This window comes from Actinomadura mexicana (assembly GCF_900188105.1).
Taxonomy (GTDB): Bacteria; Actinomycetota; Actinomycetes; order Streptosporangiales; family Streptosporangiaceae; genus Spirillospora; species Spirillospora mexicana.
In genome coordinates this window covers 227,019-243,279 of record NZ_FZNP01000001.1, presented here as the reverse complement: position 1 = coordinate 243,279, position 16,261 = coordinate 227,019, and the positions used below count along the sequence as shown (strand labels likewise).

19 protein-coding genes are annotated in these 16,261 nt (G+C 73.7%); 10 read left to right on the top strand and 9 right to left on the bottom strand.

Annotated elements, in window-relative coordinates:
• Positions 1 to 24: 24 nt before the first annotated feature.
• From CHC11_RS01060 to CHC11_RS01045, 4 genes are all read right to left on the bottom strand, one after another.
• Entirely contained in the window at positions 25 to 699 is a 675-nt protein-coding gene (locus CHC11_RS01060) for a DUF4328 domain-containing protein (RefSeq protein WP_089309652.1), read from the bottom strand.
• A 96-nt stretch (positions 700 to 795) separates the two neighbouring features.
• The gene (locus CHC11_RS01055; RefSeq protein ID WP_245918643.1) at positions 796 to 1,143 is read right to left on the bottom strand and encodes a hypothetical protein; all 348 of its coding nucleotides are present in this window, start codon (positions 1,141 to 1,143) and stop codon (positions 796 to 798) included.
• A 73-nt stretch (positions 1,144 to 1,216) separates the two neighbouring features.
• The gene (locus tag CHC11_RS01050) at positions 1,217 to 1,864 is read right to left on the bottom strand and encodes a response regulator (RefSeq protein ID WP_218825890.1); all 648 of its coding nucleotides are present in this window, start codon (positions 1,862 to 1,864) and stop codon (positions 1,217 to 1,219) included.
• Positions 1,865 to 1,890: 26 nt separating this feature from the next.
• Positions 1,891 to 3,084 carry a sensor histidine kinase gene (locus tag CHC11_RS01045; protein ID WP_245918642.1) on the bottom strand — a complete coding sequence of 398 codons (1,194 nt, stop codon included), beginning with the start codon at positions 3,082 to 3,084 and terminating at the stop codon, positions 1,891 to 1,893.
• 119 nt (positions 3,085 to 3,203) lie between these two features.
• On the opposite strand from CHC11_RS01045, the gene CHC11_RS42330 reads away from it, so the two are divergent.
• From CHC11_RS42330 to CHC11_RS01020, 5 genes are all read left to right on the top strand, one after another.
• The gene (locus tag CHC11_RS42330) at positions 3,204 to 3,395 is read left to right on the top strand and encodes a hypothetical protein (protein WP_089309648.1); all 192 of its coding nucleotides are present in this window, start codon (positions 3,204 to 3,206) and stop codon (positions 3,393 to 3,395) included.
• Positions 3,392 to 4,075: an ABC transporter ATP-binding protein gene (locus CHC11_RS01035; RefSeq protein WP_089309647.1), complete on the top strand. Its 684-nt coding sequence runs from the start codon at positions 3,392 to 3,394 to the stop codon at positions 4,073 to 4,075. The genes CHC11_RS42330 and CHC11_RS01035 overlap by 4 nt, the downstream gene beginning before the upstream one ends.
• Positions 4,075 to 6,072 carry an ABC transporter permease family protein gene (locus tag CHC11_RS01030; RefSeq protein WP_089309646.1) on the top strand — a complete coding sequence of 666 codons (1,998 nt, stop codon included), beginning with the start codon at positions 4,075 to 4,077 and terminating at the stop codon, positions 6,070 to 6,072. Before CHC11_RS01035 ends, CHC11_RS01030 begins: the two co-directional genes overlap by 1 nt.
• A 176-nt stretch (positions 6,073 to 6,248) precedes the next feature.
• Complete coding sequence (locus CHC11_RS01025) at positions 6,249 to 6,455, top strand: hypothetical protein (protein WP_089309645.1); 207 nt, start codon at positions 6,249 to 6,251, stop codon at positions 6,453 to 6,455.
• Between the two features lie 235 nt (positions 6,456 to 6,690).
• Positions 6,691 to 7,491 carry a methyltransferase domain-containing protein gene (locus tag CHC11_RS01020; RefSeq protein WP_089310248.1) on the top strand — a complete coding sequence of 267 codons (801 nt, stop codon included), beginning with the start codon at positions 6,691 to 6,693 and terminating at the stop codon, positions 7,489 to 7,491.
• 18 nt (positions 7,492 to 7,509) lie between these two features.
• Here CHC11_RS01020 and CHC11_RS01015 read toward each other — a convergent pair whose 3' ends face one another.
• The 4 genes from CHC11_RS01015 to CHC11_RS01000 form a co-directional block, all read right to left on the bottom strand.
• A complete protein-coding gene (locus tag CHC11_RS01015; RefSeq protein WP_089310247.1) occupies positions 7,510 to 9,162 on the bottom strand; it encodes an acetolactate synthase large subunit in 1,653 nt (550 codons plus the stop codon).
• 97 nt (positions 9,163 to 9,259) lie between these two features.
• Positions 9,260 to 10,279, bottom strand: a complete 1,020-nt coding sequence (locus CHC11_RS01010) for an LLM class F420-dependent oxidoreductase (RefSeq protein ID WP_089309644.1) — start codon at positions 10,277 to 10,279, stop codon at positions 9,260 to 9,262.
• A 131-nt stretch (positions 10,280 to 10,410) separates the two neighbouring features.
• Positions 10,411 to 10,611 carry a DUF397 domain-containing protein gene (locus CHC11_RS01005; protein WP_089309643.1) on the bottom strand — a complete coding sequence of 67 codons (201 nt, stop codon included), beginning with the start codon at positions 10,609 to 10,611 and terminating at the stop codon, positions 10,411 to 10,413.
• Positions 10,608 to 11,453, bottom strand: coding sequence for a helix-turn-helix domain-containing protein (locus tag CHC11_RS01000; RefSeq protein ID WP_089309642.1), 846 nt, complete (start codon positions 11,451 to 11,453; stop codon positions 10,608 to 10,610). The genes CHC11_RS01005 and CHC11_RS01000 overlap by 4 nt, the downstream gene beginning before the upstream one ends.
• Before the next feature lie 203 nt (positions 11,454 to 11,656).
• Here CHC11_RS01000 and CHC11_RS00995 point away from each other — a divergent pair, with 203 nt between their 5' ends.
• Positions 11,657 to 12,169 carry an ATP-binding protein gene (locus CHC11_RS00995; RefSeq protein ID WP_089309641.1) on the top strand — a complete coding sequence of 171 codons (513 nt, stop codon included), beginning with the start codon at positions 11,657 to 11,659 and terminating at the stop codon, positions 12,167 to 12,169.
• Here the strand turns inward: CHC11_RS00995 and CHC11_RS00990 are convergent.
• A complete protein-coding gene (locus CHC11_RS00990; RefSeq protein ID WP_089309640.1) occupies positions 12,166 to 12,780 on the bottom strand; it encodes a TetR/AcrR family transcriptional regulator in 615 nt (204 codons plus the stop codon). The two genes, CHC11_RS00995 and CHC11_RS00990, sit on opposite strands and share 4 nt — an antisense overlap.
• Before the next feature lie 132 nt (positions 12,781 to 12,912).
• Between CHC11_RS00990 and CHC11_RS00985 the strand changes: the two genes are divergently transcribed.
• The 4 genes from CHC11_RS00985 to cobC are packed head-to-tail and all read left to right on the top strand — an operon-like array spanning position 12,913 to position 16,257.
• The gene (locus CHC11_RS00985; RefSeq protein WP_089309639.1) at positions 12,913 to 13,392 is read left to right on the top strand and encodes a hypothetical protein; all 480 of its coding nucleotides are present in this window, start codon (positions 12,913 to 12,915) and stop codon (positions 13,390 to 13,392) included.
• Positions 13,393 to 13,394: 2 nt separating this feature from the next.
• Complete coding sequence (gene cbiE / locus CHC11_RS00980) at positions 13,395 to 14,642, top strand: precorrin-6y C5,15-methyltransferase (decarboxylating) subunit CbiE (protein WP_089309638.1); 1,248 nt, start codon at positions 13,395 to 13,397, stop codon at positions 14,640 to 14,642.
• Positions 14,639 to 15,235 carry a precorrin-8X methylmutase gene (locus tag CHC11_RS00975; RefSeq protein WP_089309637.1) on the top strand — a complete coding sequence of 199 codons (597 nt, stop codon included), beginning with the start codon at positions 14,639 to 14,641 and terminating at the stop codon, positions 15,233 to 15,235. Before cbiE ends, CHC11_RS00975 begins: the two co-directional genes overlap by 4 nt.
• Positions 15,232 to 16,257, top strand: a complete 1,026-nt coding sequence (gene cobC, locus CHC11_RS00970) for an Rv2231c family histidinol phosphate aminotransferase CobC (protein ID WP_089309636.1) — start codon at positions 15,232 to 15,234, stop codon at positions 16,255 to 16,257. Before CHC11_RS00975 ends, cobC begins: the two co-directional genes overlap by 4 nt.
• The last annotated feature ends 4 nt before the right edge of the window (positions 16,258 to 16,261 follow it).

Genomic DNA, 16,261 nt, shown 5'->3' with positions numbered 1-16,261 from the left:
CCGCGTCCGCCCGGTCCGGGCGGGTCACCGGGTGATCTGGATCCGGGTGATCTGGAAGACGGTCGCCATGCACAGGGCGGCGGCGAGGGCCTGGAAGGCGGCCGCGGCGACGCCGATGTGCACGTCGAGGCGGGCGTCGGCGAGGGTCTCGACGCTGCCGTGCGCGAACACGCGGCCGAGGACGAGACCGAGCAGGGCGCAGGCCCACCAGCCCGCGACGACGAGCCCGGCGGCCTGCCGCTCGGCCGTCCGGTACCGGCCGCTGTTCACCCACACCTCGTAGACCACCCGAGGCGGCAGCCACAGGTTGACGACCGGGAGGAACCAGCCGAGGAGCACCCAGGCGCGGTGGTGGCGGTGCGGCCCGGGGGACTGGTGGAACGCCCGCCACAGCCAGGTCAGGTACAGCAGGCCGGTGACCGCGGCCATGATCGCGCCGATCGTGAACACGTCCCCGTAGGGGGCGAGGGCCTTGCCGGTGGCGGCGGCGTCATAGCTGTCGTGCGTCGCGCCGTGCAGCGGCTGCGCCAGCCTGAGCAGGCTGATCCCCGAGCCGAGGGCCACGAACGCGTTGAAGCCGAGCAGCATGAACACGGCCACGCCGACGGCCCGGAAGTCGCGGCGCCGCGCCCACGCGCCGCAGGCCGGGCACCGGTCGACCTCGGTCGGGATGATGTCGCCGCACAGCGCACACGGCATGATCCACCTCCCCAGGGCCTTTGCTGTTGGCTGTTTTGGATACTACGTACGTTTGACCGGCACGGCCCAACGGGAGTTCGGGCCCTTACGGGATCGTCACATGTGGAGCATGAGCCGTGTGAGCGCCCACGTCGCGGCCGCGGTGAGGGCGGCCCAGGCGGCGAGGCGCCCGAGGCCACCTGTGGACAGCAGCCGCTCGGGACGGAACCGGGTCACCGCCAGCAGCGCCCACCATTCGGCGGCCAGCGCGATCGTCGCGTACAGCGACCCGAGGCCGATCAGGGAGAAGAACAGGACGGTGCCCGCCGGGGTCGCGAAGTGCGCGAACAGGGCGGGCCCCCTCTCCGGTCCGTGCAGGCCGCGCCGCAGGGCCAGCAGGACGGCGCCCCAGCCCGCGGCGCACAGCACCCACACGACCAGGACGGTCACGGGCAGTCCGTTCATCGACTCCGGTGCCAGCGCCGAGCCTCCCCCGTCTTCCGCGTGTTCCCCGTCTGCGTCCGCCTGCCGGTGCCCGTCAGGTCATGAGGCCCGACTCCCAGGCCCACGCGGCCGTCGCGACCCGGTTCCGCGTGCCGAGCTTGCGGTTGACGCTGCCGAGATGCGTCTTGACCGTGGAGAGCGACACGTACAGCTCCGCGGCGATCTCCTCGTTCGTCCGGCCGCGCGCCACGAGCCTGACCACCTCCAGCTCCCGCCCGCTGAGCGGCTCGCGCGGCTGCACGGGCCGCGCGGGCGGCCCGGCCAGCCGCTCCAGCAGCCGGACGGTGATGGACGGAGACACCAGCGACCCGCCGTTCGCCGCCGCGCGGACGGCCTCCACCAGCAGCGCGGGCCCGCTGTCCTTCAGCAGGAACCCGACCGCGCCGCCGCGCAGCGCCCCGTAGACGTACTCGTCCATGTCGAACGTCGTGACGATCACGATGCGCGGCGGGCCGGGGACGCCCGGGCCGGCGAGGGCGCGGGTCGCCTCCAGGCCGTCCATCCGCGGCATCCGGATGTCGAACAGGCACACCTCGGGACGCAGTCGGCGGGCCAGCGCGACGGCCTCGGCGCCGTCGGCGGCCTCCCCGACCACCTCCATGTCGGGCTGCGAGTCGACGATCATCCGGAACCCGGTCCGGACCATCTCCTGGTCGTCGGCGATCAGTACGCGGATGGTCACCTTGCCGATTGTGTCAGCATCACCGGTCATCCGTCCGATACGGGGAGACGTGCGACGACCTCCCACCCGCCCTCGGGGCGCGGGCCCGCGTGCAGCCGGCCGCCGAGCGCGCCGACCCGCTCGCCCAGCCCGGTGAGCCCGAAGCCGCCCGCCGGCAGCCGCCTGCCGCCGCGCCCCCGCCCGTCGTCCCGCACGGCGACCTCGACGTCGCCTCCGACCCGCGCCAGCGTGACGCGCACGGTCGCGGCGTCGGCGGCGTGCTTGCGGATGTTGGTCAGCGCCTCCTGGACGACGCGGTGCGCCGACGCCGCGACCTCCGGCGGCAGCGTGCCGACGCCGGGCTCCACCGTGAGCGCGGCGGGCGGGTGGGAGAACCCCTCGACGAGGCCCCTGAGCTGCGCGAGGTCGCCGACGGGACGGGTACTGGAGCCGCCGTCCGGGAGGGCCTCCCCGTCCGGGGCGTTCACGTGCTGGGCGTCGCGCAGCAGCCCGACCATGCGCCGCATCGACGTGAGCGCCTCGGTGCCCGCCTTCTCGATCTCGCCGAGCATCCGGTCGAGCTGCTCCTGCGTCTGCGCGGCGCCCGACTGGGCCGTGAACCGCGCCGCCTGCGCCTGGACGACGATGCCGGTCACGTGGTGGGCGACGAAGTCGTGCAGGTCGCGGGCCAGCTCCAGCCGCTCGTCCCGCCGCGCCGACGCCAGCGACCTGGCCCGCCGCGCGTCCAGCGCCCGCAGGTAGAGGCCGACGCCGAGCGCGATCGCCACGGTGATGCCGAGCGGCGCGGTGAACAGCGCCGCCGCGATCGGCGACCAGCGCAGCGGGGTCGCCAGGACCGCCGCGCCGAGCAGCACCGCCAGCGGGACGAGCCGGTCGCGGCGGGCCTTCCACACCACCCGCGCGATGACGATCAGCAGGCCGCCGATCTCCGCGAACAGGCTCGGGGCGCCGAGCTCGGGCCGGACCGCCGTGCCGAGGTACAGGGTGCTGAGCGCCGACAGCGCCCCCGCCCCGGCCGCCCACAACGGGAAGCCGCGCCCCGAGACCGCCGCGACGTTGGCCACCGCCGCCACGAACACCATCCACAGCGTGGGGTGGTCCCGGATCCCGGCGGCCGTGCACCCCAGCAGGTACAGGGACGCGAACCCGGCGTACGCCGCGCGCACCAGGCAGCCGCCCACCGAATGGATGCGGTCCAGCCGTGCCCCTACGTCGCTCACGTTCACGCAGCGTACGACCCATTGCGGACTGCCGGATCGGCCATTCGGCCGATCCCGCCGCCCGGGGACCGGCCCCGCGTCCGATGCGGCCGGGCGGCTGCGCCGCGCACGCTTGGGCCATGTACCTGATCTACGTTCCCCTCGCCGCCGCGTTCGCCGCGTTCGTCGTCTACGGCGGCGTCGTGATGCCCGCGATGGAGATCGCCGAGTCGATACGCGACCGGCGCCGCACCCGTCCGCCCGGCAACGTCCTGGAGCTGCGCCCGGCGGGCGGGCCGCGTCCGGTGGGCGAGCGGGGGGAGGCGGCGTGAGCGAGCCCGTCCTGCTCGGCCGCGGGCTGGTGAAGCGGTTCGGGACGGCCGTCGCGCTGGACGGCGTCGACCTGGCCGTGGGCCGCGCCGAGGCCGTCGCGATCATGGGTCCGTCCGGGTCGGGCAAGTCGACGCTGCTGCACTGCCTCGCCGGGATCATGCGGCCGGACGCGGGGGAGGTGCACCTGCTCGGCCGGCGGATCGACACGCTCGGCGAGCGCCCCCGCAGCGCGCTGCGCCGGAGCCGGTTCGGCTTCGTGTTCCAGTTCGGGCAGTTGCTCCCGGAACTGCCCGCCGTGGAGAACGCCGCACTGCCGCTGATGCTGAACGGCACGTCCAGGCGGGAGGCGGTGCAGGCGGCGCGGGGCTGGTTCCGGCCGCTCGGACTGGACGGGCTGGAGCACCGGCGCCCGGGGGAGCTCTCGGGCGGCCAGGCGCAGCGCGTCGCGATCGCCCGCGCGCTCGTGCCCCTTCCGGCCGTCGTGTTCGCCGACGAGCCGACGGGCGCGCTCGACCAGGCGACCGGCCACGACACCATGCGGCTGCTCGTGGAAGCCACCAAGCACAACGGCGCGTCCCTGGTCGTCGTCACCCACGACCCTTCGGTGGCGGCCTGGTGCGACCGCGTCGTGGAGGTCCGCGACGGCCGCGTCCGGTCGCCCCTGGAGAGGACGGCCTGATGCGCACGGCAGTGGAACTCTCCTGGCGCCTGCTGCGCGGCGGCGGCGGGAACAACGTGCTGGGCTCGCTCCCGACCCTTGCCGCCGTGGCCGTCTCGACCGGGCTTCTGCTGTTCGCGGTGGGCGCCGACCACGCGTTCCTCCAGCGGGCCCACGCCGACGCCTGGCGGCATCCGGGGAAGCCGGCCGGGAACCCCTCCATGATCGAGGCGCTGTCGACCGACTACGTCCAGGGCAAGCCGATCACGGTCGTCGACCTGGCCGCGCTGAGGGGCGGCGCCCCCGTCCCGCCCGGCATGAGCCGCTTCCCGAAGCCCGGCGAGGTGTGGACGTCCCCCGCCCTGGCCCGCCTGATGCGGGAACTGCCCGCCGACCGGCTCGCCGAGCGGTTCCCGTCCCCGGCGGGAACCCTCGGGCGCGGCGCGCTCGTCCACCCCGGCGAGCTCGTCGCGGTGGTCGGGCGCACTCCGGACGAACCCGCCATGACCGCCGGCCGGGGCGCCATCGAGCATCTCGGGACGACCGGCGGCCCGTCGCGCATCGACCGGTTCGAGACCGGCGCGTCCTGGTCGGCGGGCGTCTACCTGCTGCTCGCGGGACTGGCGTCGGTGCTGATGGTCGTGCCGCTGCTGGTGTTCGGCGGCGCCGCGGCCCGGCTCACCGTGGCCCGCCGCGACGGGCGGCTCGCGGCGCTGCGGCTGGTCGGCGCCACCCCCGGCCAGGTCGTCGCGATCACCGCGACCGAGGCCGTGCTGACGGCCGCCGCGGGCGCGGCGGCCGGGCTCGTGCTGTTCGCGGCGGCGGTCCCGCTGCTCACCCGGGTCACGATCGCGGGCGGCGGCTGGTTCGCCGGCGACCTGTGGCCAAGCCCGCTCGCCCTCGCGGGCCTGCTCGCGGCGGTGCCCGTGCTCGTCGGAGTCAGCGCCGTCGTCGGCCTGCGCCGCGTCGTCGTCAGCCCGCTCGGCGTCGCGCGCCGCGAGACCCCGCCCGGCATGCGGGCCGTCCGGATCGCCGCGCTGCTCGCCGTCGTGATCGCCTTCGGCGCGGTCGGCGGCGGCCTGATCGACAGGGGCCGCGCGGGCATGATCGTTCTGATGGTCTTCCTCGTGCTGGCCTTCCTCGCGATCAACCTCGCGGGCCCGTGGGTGGTGGCGGTCATCGGCCGCCTGACGGCCGGCACGGCGCGCGGCCCGGCCCGGCTGCTGGCCGGACGCCGCCTGGTGGACGACCCTCGCTCGGCCTGGCGGACGGTCGCCGGCGTCGCGCTGACCGGCTTCGTCGCCGGGTTCCTCGCCCTGCTGAACGCCCACCCGTCCACCGGCGGGCCGCGGGACGAGCTGGAACTGGCCGTCCCGTACGAGCGGTCCGCCGCCGTCGCCGAGCAGGCGAGGGGCAGGCTCGCCGGTCTCGACGCGGGCGTCTCGGTGCGCAGGACCGAGACCGGGGACGACCCGATGGCCGCCGACGGCCGCGTCACCACGACCGGCGTCGTGACGGTCACCGTCCCCGGCGGGTCCGCCGCCGTCGACCGGGCGCGCACGGCGCTGACCGGACTCGTCCCGGGCAGGGTCGCCACCACCCCCGCCGACGACGAGGTCGCCGGTGACTTCCTGGTGGCCGACCTGCGCACCGGGGCGCTGATCGTCCTCGCCGTCTCGTTCCTGGTGGGTACCACGAGCGCGGGCATCACCGGGGCGTCCGCCGTCCTGGACCGCAGGCAGACGTACGCGATGCTGCGCCTGGCCGGCACGCCCCTGTCCGTCCTGGACCGGGCACGCCGCCAGGAGACGCTGATCCCGCTCGCGGTCATGGGCGGCGGTTCGCTGCTGACGGGCCTGCTCTTCGGCCTGCCGTTCGCCCAGGGGTTCGGGCTCTCCGGCCTGGCCGGGCTCGCCGGGTTCGTCGTCCTCGGCTTCGGCGGCGTCCTCGGCGCGAGCGCGCTGAGCCGCCCGCTGTTGCGCTCCGTGACCGCCGAGCCGGCCCCGCGCCCCGACTAGCTCGAATAAGGGTTCGAGAATGTCGGACCCCCAGCGTAGCGTTGACCTTGTGATTTGGGAGACATCGGGAACACATGTCGAACCAGATCGCTTTCAACGACGTACCTAGGGGTATGTGACAGACGGTGGCGCTCGCACAGGCGCGGCCCCACCGGGCGAAGGAAGGGGCGTTGGCAGTGAGCGCAGCGACCGGCACGTTCCATCTCACCCACCCGCGGCTGAACGGGCCCGCCGAGCGGACCGTCGTGGAGCCGTGGCTCACCGATATCCCCCATGCGACGCTGAACGCCTACGCCGAGACCGCGCCCCCGCTCGCGGCGATCGAGGCCCTTCCGGTGCGTCCGCAGCCCCTTCCCGCCCGCCGCGTCGCCGTGGCGGCCTGACACGAACCACCCGAAAGGGATCGAGGCCGGTGCCTCGGTCCCTTTCCTCATGCCCGAGCGGTCGTGGCGGTCGTGGCGGCCGTGCCCGAGCGAAGAAGATCACGCCCGTTCATGTAAGCGAGCTGGCGCCTGGTGGAGATCGCCGACGGCCGGTCTCATATACTGATACACTTTTCTCAAACTCTGAGAAGTTGTCCTAGGGTCAGGGTACACCGGACACAGAGAGGTGACCCCGATGACCGCGAAGGCGACCTACACGCACGGCCACCACGAGAGCGTGCTCAGCGCGCACCAGTGGCGCACGGTCGAGAACTCCGCCGCCCACCTGGTCGGGCACCTGCGCCCCGGCCTGTCGGTGCTGGACGTCGGCTGCGGGCCGGGCACCATCACCGCCGGGATCGCCGAACGCGTCGCGCCGGGCCGGGTCGTCGCCGCCGACTCGGCCGAGACCGTCCTGGACGAGGCCCGAAGGAACACCGCCGCACTGGACAACGTCGTGTTCGCGGTCGCCGACGTGCACGCCCTGGACTCTCCCGACGGAACGTTCGACGTCGTCCACGCCCATCAGGTCCTGCAGCACGTCGGCGACCCTGTCCGGGCGCTGCAAGAGATGCGCCGCGTAGCCAAACCAGGGGGGATCGTCGCCGTGCGCGAGGCCGATTTCGGCACCATGGCCTGGTACCCGGACCCGCCCGGCATGGACGCCTGGCTGCCGATCTACTACAAGGTCGCCCGCGGCAACGGCGGCGAGCCCGACGCCGGCCGCCGCCTCGTCTCCTGGGCGCGCGCCGCCGGGTTCACCGACATCACCGCGTCCGCCTCGGCCTGGTGCTACGCCACCCCGCAGGAGCGCGAGTGGTGGAGCGAGTCGTGGGGCGGCCGCCTGATCAGGTCGTCGGTCGCCGACCACGCCGTCGCCGGCGGCCACGCCACCCGCGCCGAACTCCAGCGCGTCTACGAGGGCTGGAAGGCGTGGGCGGCCGCCGAGGACGGGTGGTACTCCGTCACCCACGGCGAACTCGTCTGCCGCGTGTGACCGGCCGCGCCGGGGGCGTCAGAAGGGGCCGGTGAGCTCGCCGAGCTTGTCGGTCAGCCGCAGGTTGTGGGAGTAGTCGACCGGGACGGTGATGACGGAGACCGCGTCGTCGGCGAGGGCCTTGCGGAGGGTGGGCAGCAGTTCGGCGGCCGACTCGACGCGGTAGCCGCGGGCTCCGAAGCTCTCGGCGTACCGGACGAAGTCGGGGTTGCCGAACCTGATGTTCGAGCTGCGCCCAAGGTCCAGGTCCATCTTCCACTCGATCAGTCCATAGGCGGAGTCGTCCCAGATCAGCACGGTGATCGGGATGTTCTCGCGGACGGCCGTCTCCAGCTCCTGGGAGTTCATCAGGAACGCGCCGTCCCCCGTCGCGGCCAGGACCCTGCGCTCGGGGTGCGCGAGCTTGGCGGCGATCGCGCCGGGGACGGAGAAGCCCATCGACGACAGGCCGTTGGAGACCAGCAGCGTGTTCGGCTCGTAGGTCGGGTACATGCGCGCCATCCACATCTTCACCGCGCCGGTGTCGGCCAGCACGATGTCGCTGCGGCCCATCGCGGCGCGGACGTCGGCGACGATGCGGCGGGGGGAGAGCGGGTGGCCGTCCTCGGTCGCGCCCTCGGCCAGCTCCTCCTGGAGCATCCGGCGGATCCTGCGGCCGGTCCCGTTCACGTCGAAGCGGCGGTGGACCGAGTCGGCGAGGGCGCGCAGCGACCGGGACACCTCGCCCTGGATGCCGACCTCGACCGGGTAGTGGTCGTCGACCTCGGCGGGCGACTGGTGGATGTGGATGATCTTCTTGTCCGCCTTCGGGTTGATCTTGACGGGGTCGAACTCCTGCAGCTCGTAGCCGACGGCGATCAGCACGTCCGCCTCGTCGAAGCCGAAGTTGACGTAGTCGTGGCGCATGAAACCGACCGCGCCGAGGGCGTTGCGGTGGTCGTCGGGGAAGACGCCCTTGCCGTTGAACGTGGTGGCGACCGGCAGGCCGAGGCGCTCGGAGAAGTACACCAGGGCGTCGCTCGCGCGGGCCCGGGCGGCGCCGTGGCCGGCCAGCACGACCGGCCGCCGCGCGAGGGCGATCACGTCGGCGGCGCGGGCGATCTGGGCCGCGGAGGGCTCCTGCGCGCGCACGACGTTCACCGGCAGGGGCCCGAGGTCGGCGGAGACCTTGGCCGACTCGACGTCCTCCGGGATCGCCAGGTACACGGCGCCGGGGCGTTCGGTCTGCGCCGTCTTGAACGCCTTGCGCACCATCTCGGGCAGCGCCTCCGCCCGCGGCGCCAGCTCCGACCACTTGGTGATCGGGCGGAACAGGGACACCAGGTCGACGATCTGGTGCGACTCCTTGTAGATCCGGTCCAGGCCGACCTGGGCGGAGATCGCGACGACGGGCGTGCTGTTGGTGGTGGCGTCCGCGACGCCGAGCTGGAGATTGATCGCGCCGGGGCCGAGCGTGGCGGAGGCCACGCCGGCCTTCCCGGTGAGGCGGCCGTAGATCTCCGCCATGAACGCGGCGCCCTGCTCGTGCCGGACGAGGATGTAGCGGATCGGCGACTCGTTCAGCGCGTCGACGAAATGGATGTTCTCCTCGCCCGGGATGCCGAAGACGTACTCGACGCCCTCCGCCTCAAGGGTCCTGACGAGAAGCCGGGCGGCGTCCTGCGTGGACATCGTGTGTCCCATCTCCAGTCTGCGTCTGTCCTGGGTGCCTTCCGTGCAGCACCCGGGTCCCTACCTCCATTCCGCGCGAAGATGTGTTCCCGATCTCTCAGGAGTCGGCCATCTCCTTGATGGCGCGCAGCGTCGGCTCGTCCCTCACCCCGGCGATCAGCAGGGTCGTCACCGGGCTGTCCCGCCACAGCCGCAGCCTCTCCTTGATCCGCCCGAGCGGGCCCAGGAGCGAGATCGCGTCGGCCAGCCCGTCCGGCACGGCCTTGATCGCCTCGTCCCGGCGGCCGCCCAGGAACAGCTCCTGGACGCGCCCCGCCTCCTCCGCATAGCCGAGCCGGCCGATCAGGTCGAGGTGGAAGTTGCGGTCCTTGGCGCCCATCCCGCCGATGTAGAAGGCGAGCGGGATCTTGGCGAACTCCAGCGCGGACGCCAGGTCGTCGGTGACGATCGTGGTGACGGTCGCGGCGATCTCGAAGCCCTCCGGGCGTCCGGCCAGCGACCCGCCGAAGACGGGCTCGATCTGCTCGGGGTCGACGAACAGCGGCAGCCAGCCCTGCGCGGCCTCGGCGGACAGCGCGACGTTCTTCGGGCCCTCCGCGCCCAGGTAGACGGGGATCTCCGGGCGCAGGGGGTGGGCGATCGACTTCAGCGGCTTGCCGAGGCCCGACCCGCCGGGATAGGGCAGCGGGTAGTGCGGGCCGGCGCTGGTCACCGGGTCCTCGCGGCGCCACACCTGCCGGACGATGTCGAGGTACTCGCGGGTGCGGGCGAGCGGCTTCGGGAACGGCTGGCCGTACCAGCCCTCCACGACCTGCGGGCCGGACGCGCCGAGCCCGAGGATCACGCGCCCGCCCGACAGGGCGTCCAGGGTGAGCGCGTGCATCGCGGTGGCCGCCGGGGTCCGCGCCGACATCTGGACGACGGCCGTGCCCAGCTTGATCCGGGACGTGCGGGCGCCGTACCAGGCCAGCGTGGTGAACGCGTCCGAGCCGTAGGCCTCGGCGGTGAACACCGAGTCGTAGCCGCAGCGCTCGGCGGCCAGGACCGTCTCGGTCTGGTCCTCGGGGTCGCGCTGCCAGTAGCCGACGTTGATGCCGAGCTTGAGTTCCGCGGTCACGTTGCACCCTCCGGTAGTCGACGCACCGGCGATACTAGAACACGTTCTAGTTTCTCGGAAGGGGCGCCCGAGGCCGCGGAGGGGACGGCGAGGGGCCGCGGCGAACCTCGCCGCGGCCCCTCGACCGGTCGCTAGCTCTCCTTGATCCCGTCCAGCAGGCCCCGCCAGGCGGCCGGCGTCAGCACCAGGGCCGGGCCGGAGGGGTCCTTGGAGTCGCGCACCGCGCGCAGGTCGCTGGACAGGGCCGCCATCTCGACGCACTGGTCTCCGCTTCCGCTGCGGGACGACTTGCGCCAGACGGCCAGGGTGAGTTCGCGCTGGAGGTGGGTCACAGGCTGCTCCTTGCTGCCTCGGCTATGAGGTGCGCGGACTCCTCGGGGGACAGGGCTCGCTTCGCGATGCGCTCGAAGCGATCCCTATGTTTTGCTATTTCCTCGGCGCTCTCAAGGTAAACGTCGCCCATAGTGCCCTCGACGTAGGCGATATCGGGGTCTGCGGGGTCGGGATACGACAATATGGTGAAACGTCCGTCCAAGCCCGCATGCGCCGCAGCTGTGTAGGGGAGTACCTGGATCGTCACGGATGGGCGGGTCTCCGCGGCAGTGGTGAGGGCGTTCAGCTGGGCCCGCATCACCTCCTCGCCGCCGATCGGACGGTGCAGCACGGCCTCGTCGAAGATCACCTGGAGGCGCGGCGCGTCCGCGCGGTCCAGCAGGGCCTGGCGGATCTTGCGGGCGGAGATGCGGCGCTCGATCTCCTCCTCGGAGGGCAGCAGCCGGCCCGCCGTGATCACCGCGCGGGAGTAGTCCTCGGTCTGCAGCAGCCCGTGCACGAGCTGCGGATCCCAGGTGCGGATGTGCGAGGCCTCGTCCTCCAGCGCGACGTAGCTGCCCGCGAAGACGTCCTGGTAGGCGGTCCACCAGCCGCGCTGACCGGCCTGCCGGGCCAGGGTGATGAGCGCGTCGCGGTCCGGGCTCGGCACGCCGTACAGGTCGAGGATGTCGGCGATGTCGCCGGGTTTCGGGCGGGTCTGGCTGGTTTCCAGGCGGGAGACGGTGGCTCTCGACCAGTCGAGCCGGTCCGCCACTTCCTGCAGCGTCAGGGCCTGCTCCTCGCGCAGCTTGCGGAGCTCCCTGGCGAGACGACGGCCGCGGACGGTGGGGCGGTAGGTCATGGGAGTGGAGTCTTTATCACTCCCGGCGCCTGCCACAACGCGATTGACGAACCCGGCAGGAAGGTCAGAGCAATTCCATGAAGGGTGTTGCGATCGTGAGAATCTCACGAGACTCTGGAATCCGTGATCGGTCGTGAACGGACAGTGACGACCTGTCCGCCCCGCCCGCCCTTCGCACTCGGACCAGTTTCGCGGGAGGAACCGTGAAGACCACGCCAGCCGATCTGACGGCGGAGACCATGGCCGACGCTATGGCGGGCGGTGACCCGGCCCAGGGCGACGGCGTGCCCGGATGGGTCTGGGCCCTGCCGGGCGGCCCCGGAGGCGCGGGGTACGCCCGCCGCGTCCTGCGCGACGCCCTCGCCTCCCTCAGGGTGCCGCCGGACGGGGCGGCCGACGCCCGGCTCATGGTGAGCGAACTGGCCACCAACGCCCACCAGCACGCCGGCGAGCACGGCCCGCACGAGCTGTGGGTCTACATGGGGGACGGGACGGCGGGCGAAGTGCGGTGCGCCGTCTTCGACACCTACGCCGACGTCGGCCTGCCCGGGTACTCCTGGACGTCCGGCGACTGCGGGCGCGGGCTCAGCATCGTCCACGAGCTGTCCAACGGACGCTGGGGCCTGCGGCGGACCCTCTCCCGCCTCGGACCTCCCGTCCGCGGCAAGGCCGTCTGGTTCGCCGTCCCCGGAACCATCGGCACGCCACCCGGCTAGCCCGCGCCGGCCCGCGGGGCCCTCTCCAGGGCGGGGCCGATGTCGCTGACCAGCGCGAGCAGCGACCGGGTGAGCAGTGTGCGCACCTGGTCGCGGTCGAGCGTCTTCTCCTGGAGCCACTGGCGCGTCGCCGCGTCCGCGAGCCCGGAGTAGGCGCGCAGCACGGCCCGCAGCGTCTCGGTCGGCTCGGCCACGCCCAGCACGGCCAGCATGTGCTCGACCGTCTCGTCCCGGAACCGGTTGACGATGCGGAGGAGCTCGGGGTCCTGCCCGAACCCCTCCGCGTCGAGCGCGGCGAACCACGTGGTCGCGTTGCGCTCGGCGGTGTCGAGGAACAGGTTGACGAGCAGCTCGACCGCCTCGGGCAGCGCCAGCCGCTCGTCCGGCGGCGGGGCCTGCATCGCGGCCGAGGCCGTCAGACCCTGGACGACCTTGAGGAACAGCTCCCGCTTCGTCCCGAAGTAGTAGTGGATCAGGCCGCGCTGCACGCCGGTCTCCCGCGCGATCGCGGCCGTGGAGACCTCGGCGTACGGCAGCTCGGTGAACATCCGCCGCGCGACGTCCAGGATCTGGGCGCGCCGCTCGTCCGGGGACAGGCGCTGGTAGCTCACCGCGACAGCCTATTCTGTGGGCGGCCGGCGCCGAGCGGCCGCGACCGATCCGCCTCTCCTCGGCGTGCCATGGCGTCGCGCCGACGGCGCCTCCGGGAAGCTCGTCGCCGACGACCAGGAGGGACGGCACAGGTGACCGCTGCGGAGAAGACGCTCGTGATGTACGGAGGCGGCGCGCGGGAGGCCGCGCGCCGGATGCTGCCGAACCTGCCGGACGCGTGCTTCGTCCCGGTCGCGGCGGAGCGGCTGCGGGAGGCGGTCAAGGCCGGGCTCGCGCAGGTCGTCATGGTCGCCCGCATGCAGGAGCAGGCGGCCTTCCTCGGCGGTGCCGCGGGCCTGCTGGAATCGATCACGCTGGACATGGACTGCGGGCCGGCCCTGGCCGGCCGGGTGGCGCAGGCCCCGGCCGTCCAGGACGTCTACGACATGTGGGACGCCGCGGGCAAGCTCGGCCCGTGCGGGCGGGAGCTGTGCCGCAGGACGGCCGGGGGCCTCGAACGCCTGGCCGCCGAGGCGGAGGGGTCGGCGGACAGTCCGGTCGCCGCCCAGGTGGTGCTCCTGGACGCGGCGGGAGAACGCATGGTCGGCATGTACGGGCGGATGGCCCGATAGCGATGCTGACGGTCGTCGGCCGCGACGGGACGCCCCTATCGGAGGGGGCCAGGGCGGCTCTGGAAAGTGCCACGCTGGTCATGGGCGCCCAAGGCCATCTGGACGGGCTGCCCATGGCATCGGATGTCCGCACGGTCGCCACCACGGCGTTCGCGGAGGCGCTCGAAGGCGTCGATGTCGCCGAAGAGGACGTCGTACTCGTCGTGGACGGCGACCCCGGCTACTTCGGCGTCGTCCGCGAACTCCTCGAAAAGGGTCACGCGCCAGAGACCTTTCCCGCGACGACCCTGGTAGCGCGTGCTTTCTCCCAAGCAGGACTGCCCTGGGACGACGCCCTCGTCGTCTCCGCCAAGGGCGGGCACCTGAGGCAGGCCGTCAACGCGTGCCGCGCCCATCCGAAGGTGGCCGTCCTGACCGAGCCGGGCGCGGGACCGTCCGAGCTGGCGCGCGCGCTGTTCCCCGTCACGCCGCGCTCCTTCGTGGTCTGCGAGGACCTGGGCGGGCCCAAGGAACGGATCGTCTACGTCCGTCCGGCGGAGGCGACGACTCGCCCGTGGAACGACCCCGAGGTCGTCCTCGTCCTGGACAACCGCCACGCGCTGGGCGAAGCGAGCTGGGTCCCCGGGCCCGTGCTCGGCCCCGCCGGATGGGCGCTCCCGGCGGAGGCCTTCGGCGACGGACCGGGCCCGCGCCCTGACGTGCGCGCCTTCGTGCTGGCCAGGCTCGGCCCCAGGGTCGGCGACATGGTGTGGGACGTGGAGTCCGGTGACGGCTCGGTCGGCATCGAGTGCGCCCGCTTCGGCGCGGCCGTCGTCGCCGTCGACCGCGACCATTCCGCGTGCGCCCGGGTGCGGGAGAACGTCCGCCTGCACGGCGTCAAGGTCGCGATGGCGTCCGGCGACATCCGGTCCAGCGCCGAGCACCTTCCCGAGCCCGACGCCGTCTTCCTCGGCCGCGGCGGGCCGGAGGCCGTCCAGGTCTGCGCGGCGCTCCGCCCGTCCCGGATCGTCGTCCTCGCCACGGCCGGCGAGGCTCAGGCCATACTGGACGAACTGGGCGGGCAGGGCTTCGCCGCCGACGCCGTCCGGCTCCAGGCCGCTCCGCTGACCCCGCGGCAGGAGGCCGCGGAGCCCGTGATCGTCGTCTGGGGCGAACGCGACGCCCGCACCCCCGCGTGGCGGCCGTCCCGGACCGGCCGCCCCATCGAGACCACTCCCGCGTTGCCCGGAGTTGTGGAGGAGCGCAGTTGACCGTCCGCCGGCCCCACCCGATCGAGGTGCGCTCGTATGAGATCCTCCGGTCCCGCGTCGACCTGTCCCCGATGCCGCCGCTGTGGCGGGCGGTGGCCGAGCGGGTGATCCACGCCACCGCCGACCTGGAGTACGCGGTGGACCTGGTGACCACGGAGGAGGCCCTCGTCCAGGGCTGGTCGGCGCTGCGCGCCGGTGCGCCGATCGTCACCGACGAGGGCATGGCCGCCGCCGGGATCAGCGCCCGCGAGGCGGTGTGCCACGCCGCCGACCCGGCCGCCGCCCGGATGGCGCGCGCCGCCGGCATCACCCGGTCGGCCGCGGCCGTCCGGCTGTCGTACTCGGAGGTGGGGCCGGGGGCGGTCTGGGTGGTCGGCTCCGCGCCCGAGGCGATCTTCGAGATCGTCGCCCGCAGGGTGAACCCCGCCCTGGTGGTCGGGATGCCGGTGGGCTTCGTCGGCGCGTGCGAGGCCAAGGAGGCCCTGCGCGCGAGCGGGCTGCCGCAGCTCAGCAACGTCTCGGAGAAGGGCGGCTCGGCGGTCGCGGCCGCCGCCGTCAACGCGCTGCTCTACTACGAGGCGGGGCGGCCGTGACCGGGCCCGCGGAGGTCGACCTGCGCCACCACGGGGACACCGAGGTCGGCGACGGCCTCGCCGACTTCGCCGTCAACGTCCGCACCGGCACGCCCCCCGAGTGGCTGGCCGAGCGGATCCGCGCGTCCGTCGGCGGCCTCGCCGCCTACCCCGACCCCCGCCCCGCCCGCAAGGCGGTCGCCGCGCGGCACGGCAGGTCCGCCGGGGAGGTGCTGCTCACCGCCGGGGCCGCGGAGGCGTTCGTGCTGCTCGCACGCGTGCTCGTCCCGCGCCGGGCGGTGGTGGTGCATCCCCAGTTCACCGAGCCGGAGGCGGCGCTGCGGGCCGCCGGGCACGAGGTGGAACGGCTGATCCTGGAGAAGGACTTCACCCTCGACCCGGGGGCCGTCCCGGACGGCGCCGACCTCGTCGTGGTCGGCAATCCGACCAACCCGACGTCGGTGCTGCACCCGGCCGAGGCGATCGTCGCGCTGGCCGCGCCCGGACGGACGGTCGTGGTCGACGAGGCGTTCATGGACTGCGTCCCGGGCGAGCCGGAGAGCCTCGCCACGCGGCTGCCCCCGGGGGTGGTGGTCATCCGCTCCCTGACCAAGACGTGGGGGCTCGCGGGGCTGCGCGCCGGGTACGTCCTGGCCGACCCCCACCTGATCGGACGGCTGGCGGAGGCGCAGCCGCTGTGGGCGGTGTCCACGCCCGCGCTCGCCGCGGTCGAGGCGTGCTCCACCCCCGGGGCGGTCGCCGAAGGCGAGGCGTGGGCCGTCGAGCTCGCCGCCGAACGCGATCGGCTGGCCGCCGAACTGTCGGCAAGGGGCCTGTACGTCGTCCCCGGAGCGCGCGCGTCGTTCCTGTGCCTCCGCGTGCAGGACGGCCTGGGCATCAGGGCCTTGCTGCGGCAGCGCGGTTACGCCGTCAGGCGTGGGGACACCTTCCCGGGCCTCGGCCCCGACTGGCTGCGGATCGCGGTGCGCGACCGCCCGTCCAACGACCGCCTGCTCGACGTGCTCGGCGAACTGGGCATCTAACCCC

What these genes read in the sequence shown, in the direction of transcription:
- CHC11_RS01060 (WP_089309652.1), bottom strand. Translation starts at nt 699, where the DNA reads ATGCCGTGTGCGCTGTGCGGCGACATCATCCCGACCGAGGTCGACCGG.
- CHC11_RS01030 (WP_089309646.1), top strand. Translation starts at nt 4,075, where the DNA reads ATGCGCACGGCAGTGGAACTCTCCTGGCGCCTGCTGCGCGGCGGCGGC.
- CHC11_RS42330 (WP_089309648.1), top strand. Translation starts at nt 3,204, where the DNA reads ATGTACCTGATCTACGTTCCCCTCGCCGCCGCGTTCGCCGCGTTCGTC.
- CHC11_RS01020 (WP_089310248.1), top strand. Translation starts at nt 6,691, where the DNA reads ATGACCGCGAAGGCGACCTACACGCACGGCCACCACGAGAGCGTGCTC.
- CHC11_RS01015 (WP_089310247.1), bottom strand. Translation starts at nt 9,162, where the DNA reads ATGTCCACGCAGGACGCCGCCCGGCTTCTCGTCAGGACCCTTGAGGCG.
- CHC11_RS01000 (WP_089309642.1), bottom strand. Translation starts at nt 11,453, where the DNA reads ATGACCTACCGCCCCACCGTCCGCGGCCGTCGTCTCGCCAGGGAGCTC.
- CHC11_RS01055 (WP_245918643.1), bottom strand. Translation starts at nt 1,143, where the DNA reads ATGAACGGACTGCCCGTGACCGTCCTGGTCGTGTGGGTGCTGTGCGCC.
- cbiE (WP_089309638.1), top strand. Translation starts at nt 13,395, where the DNA reads ATGCTGACGGTCGTCGGCCGCGACGGGACGCCCCTATCGGAGGGGGCC.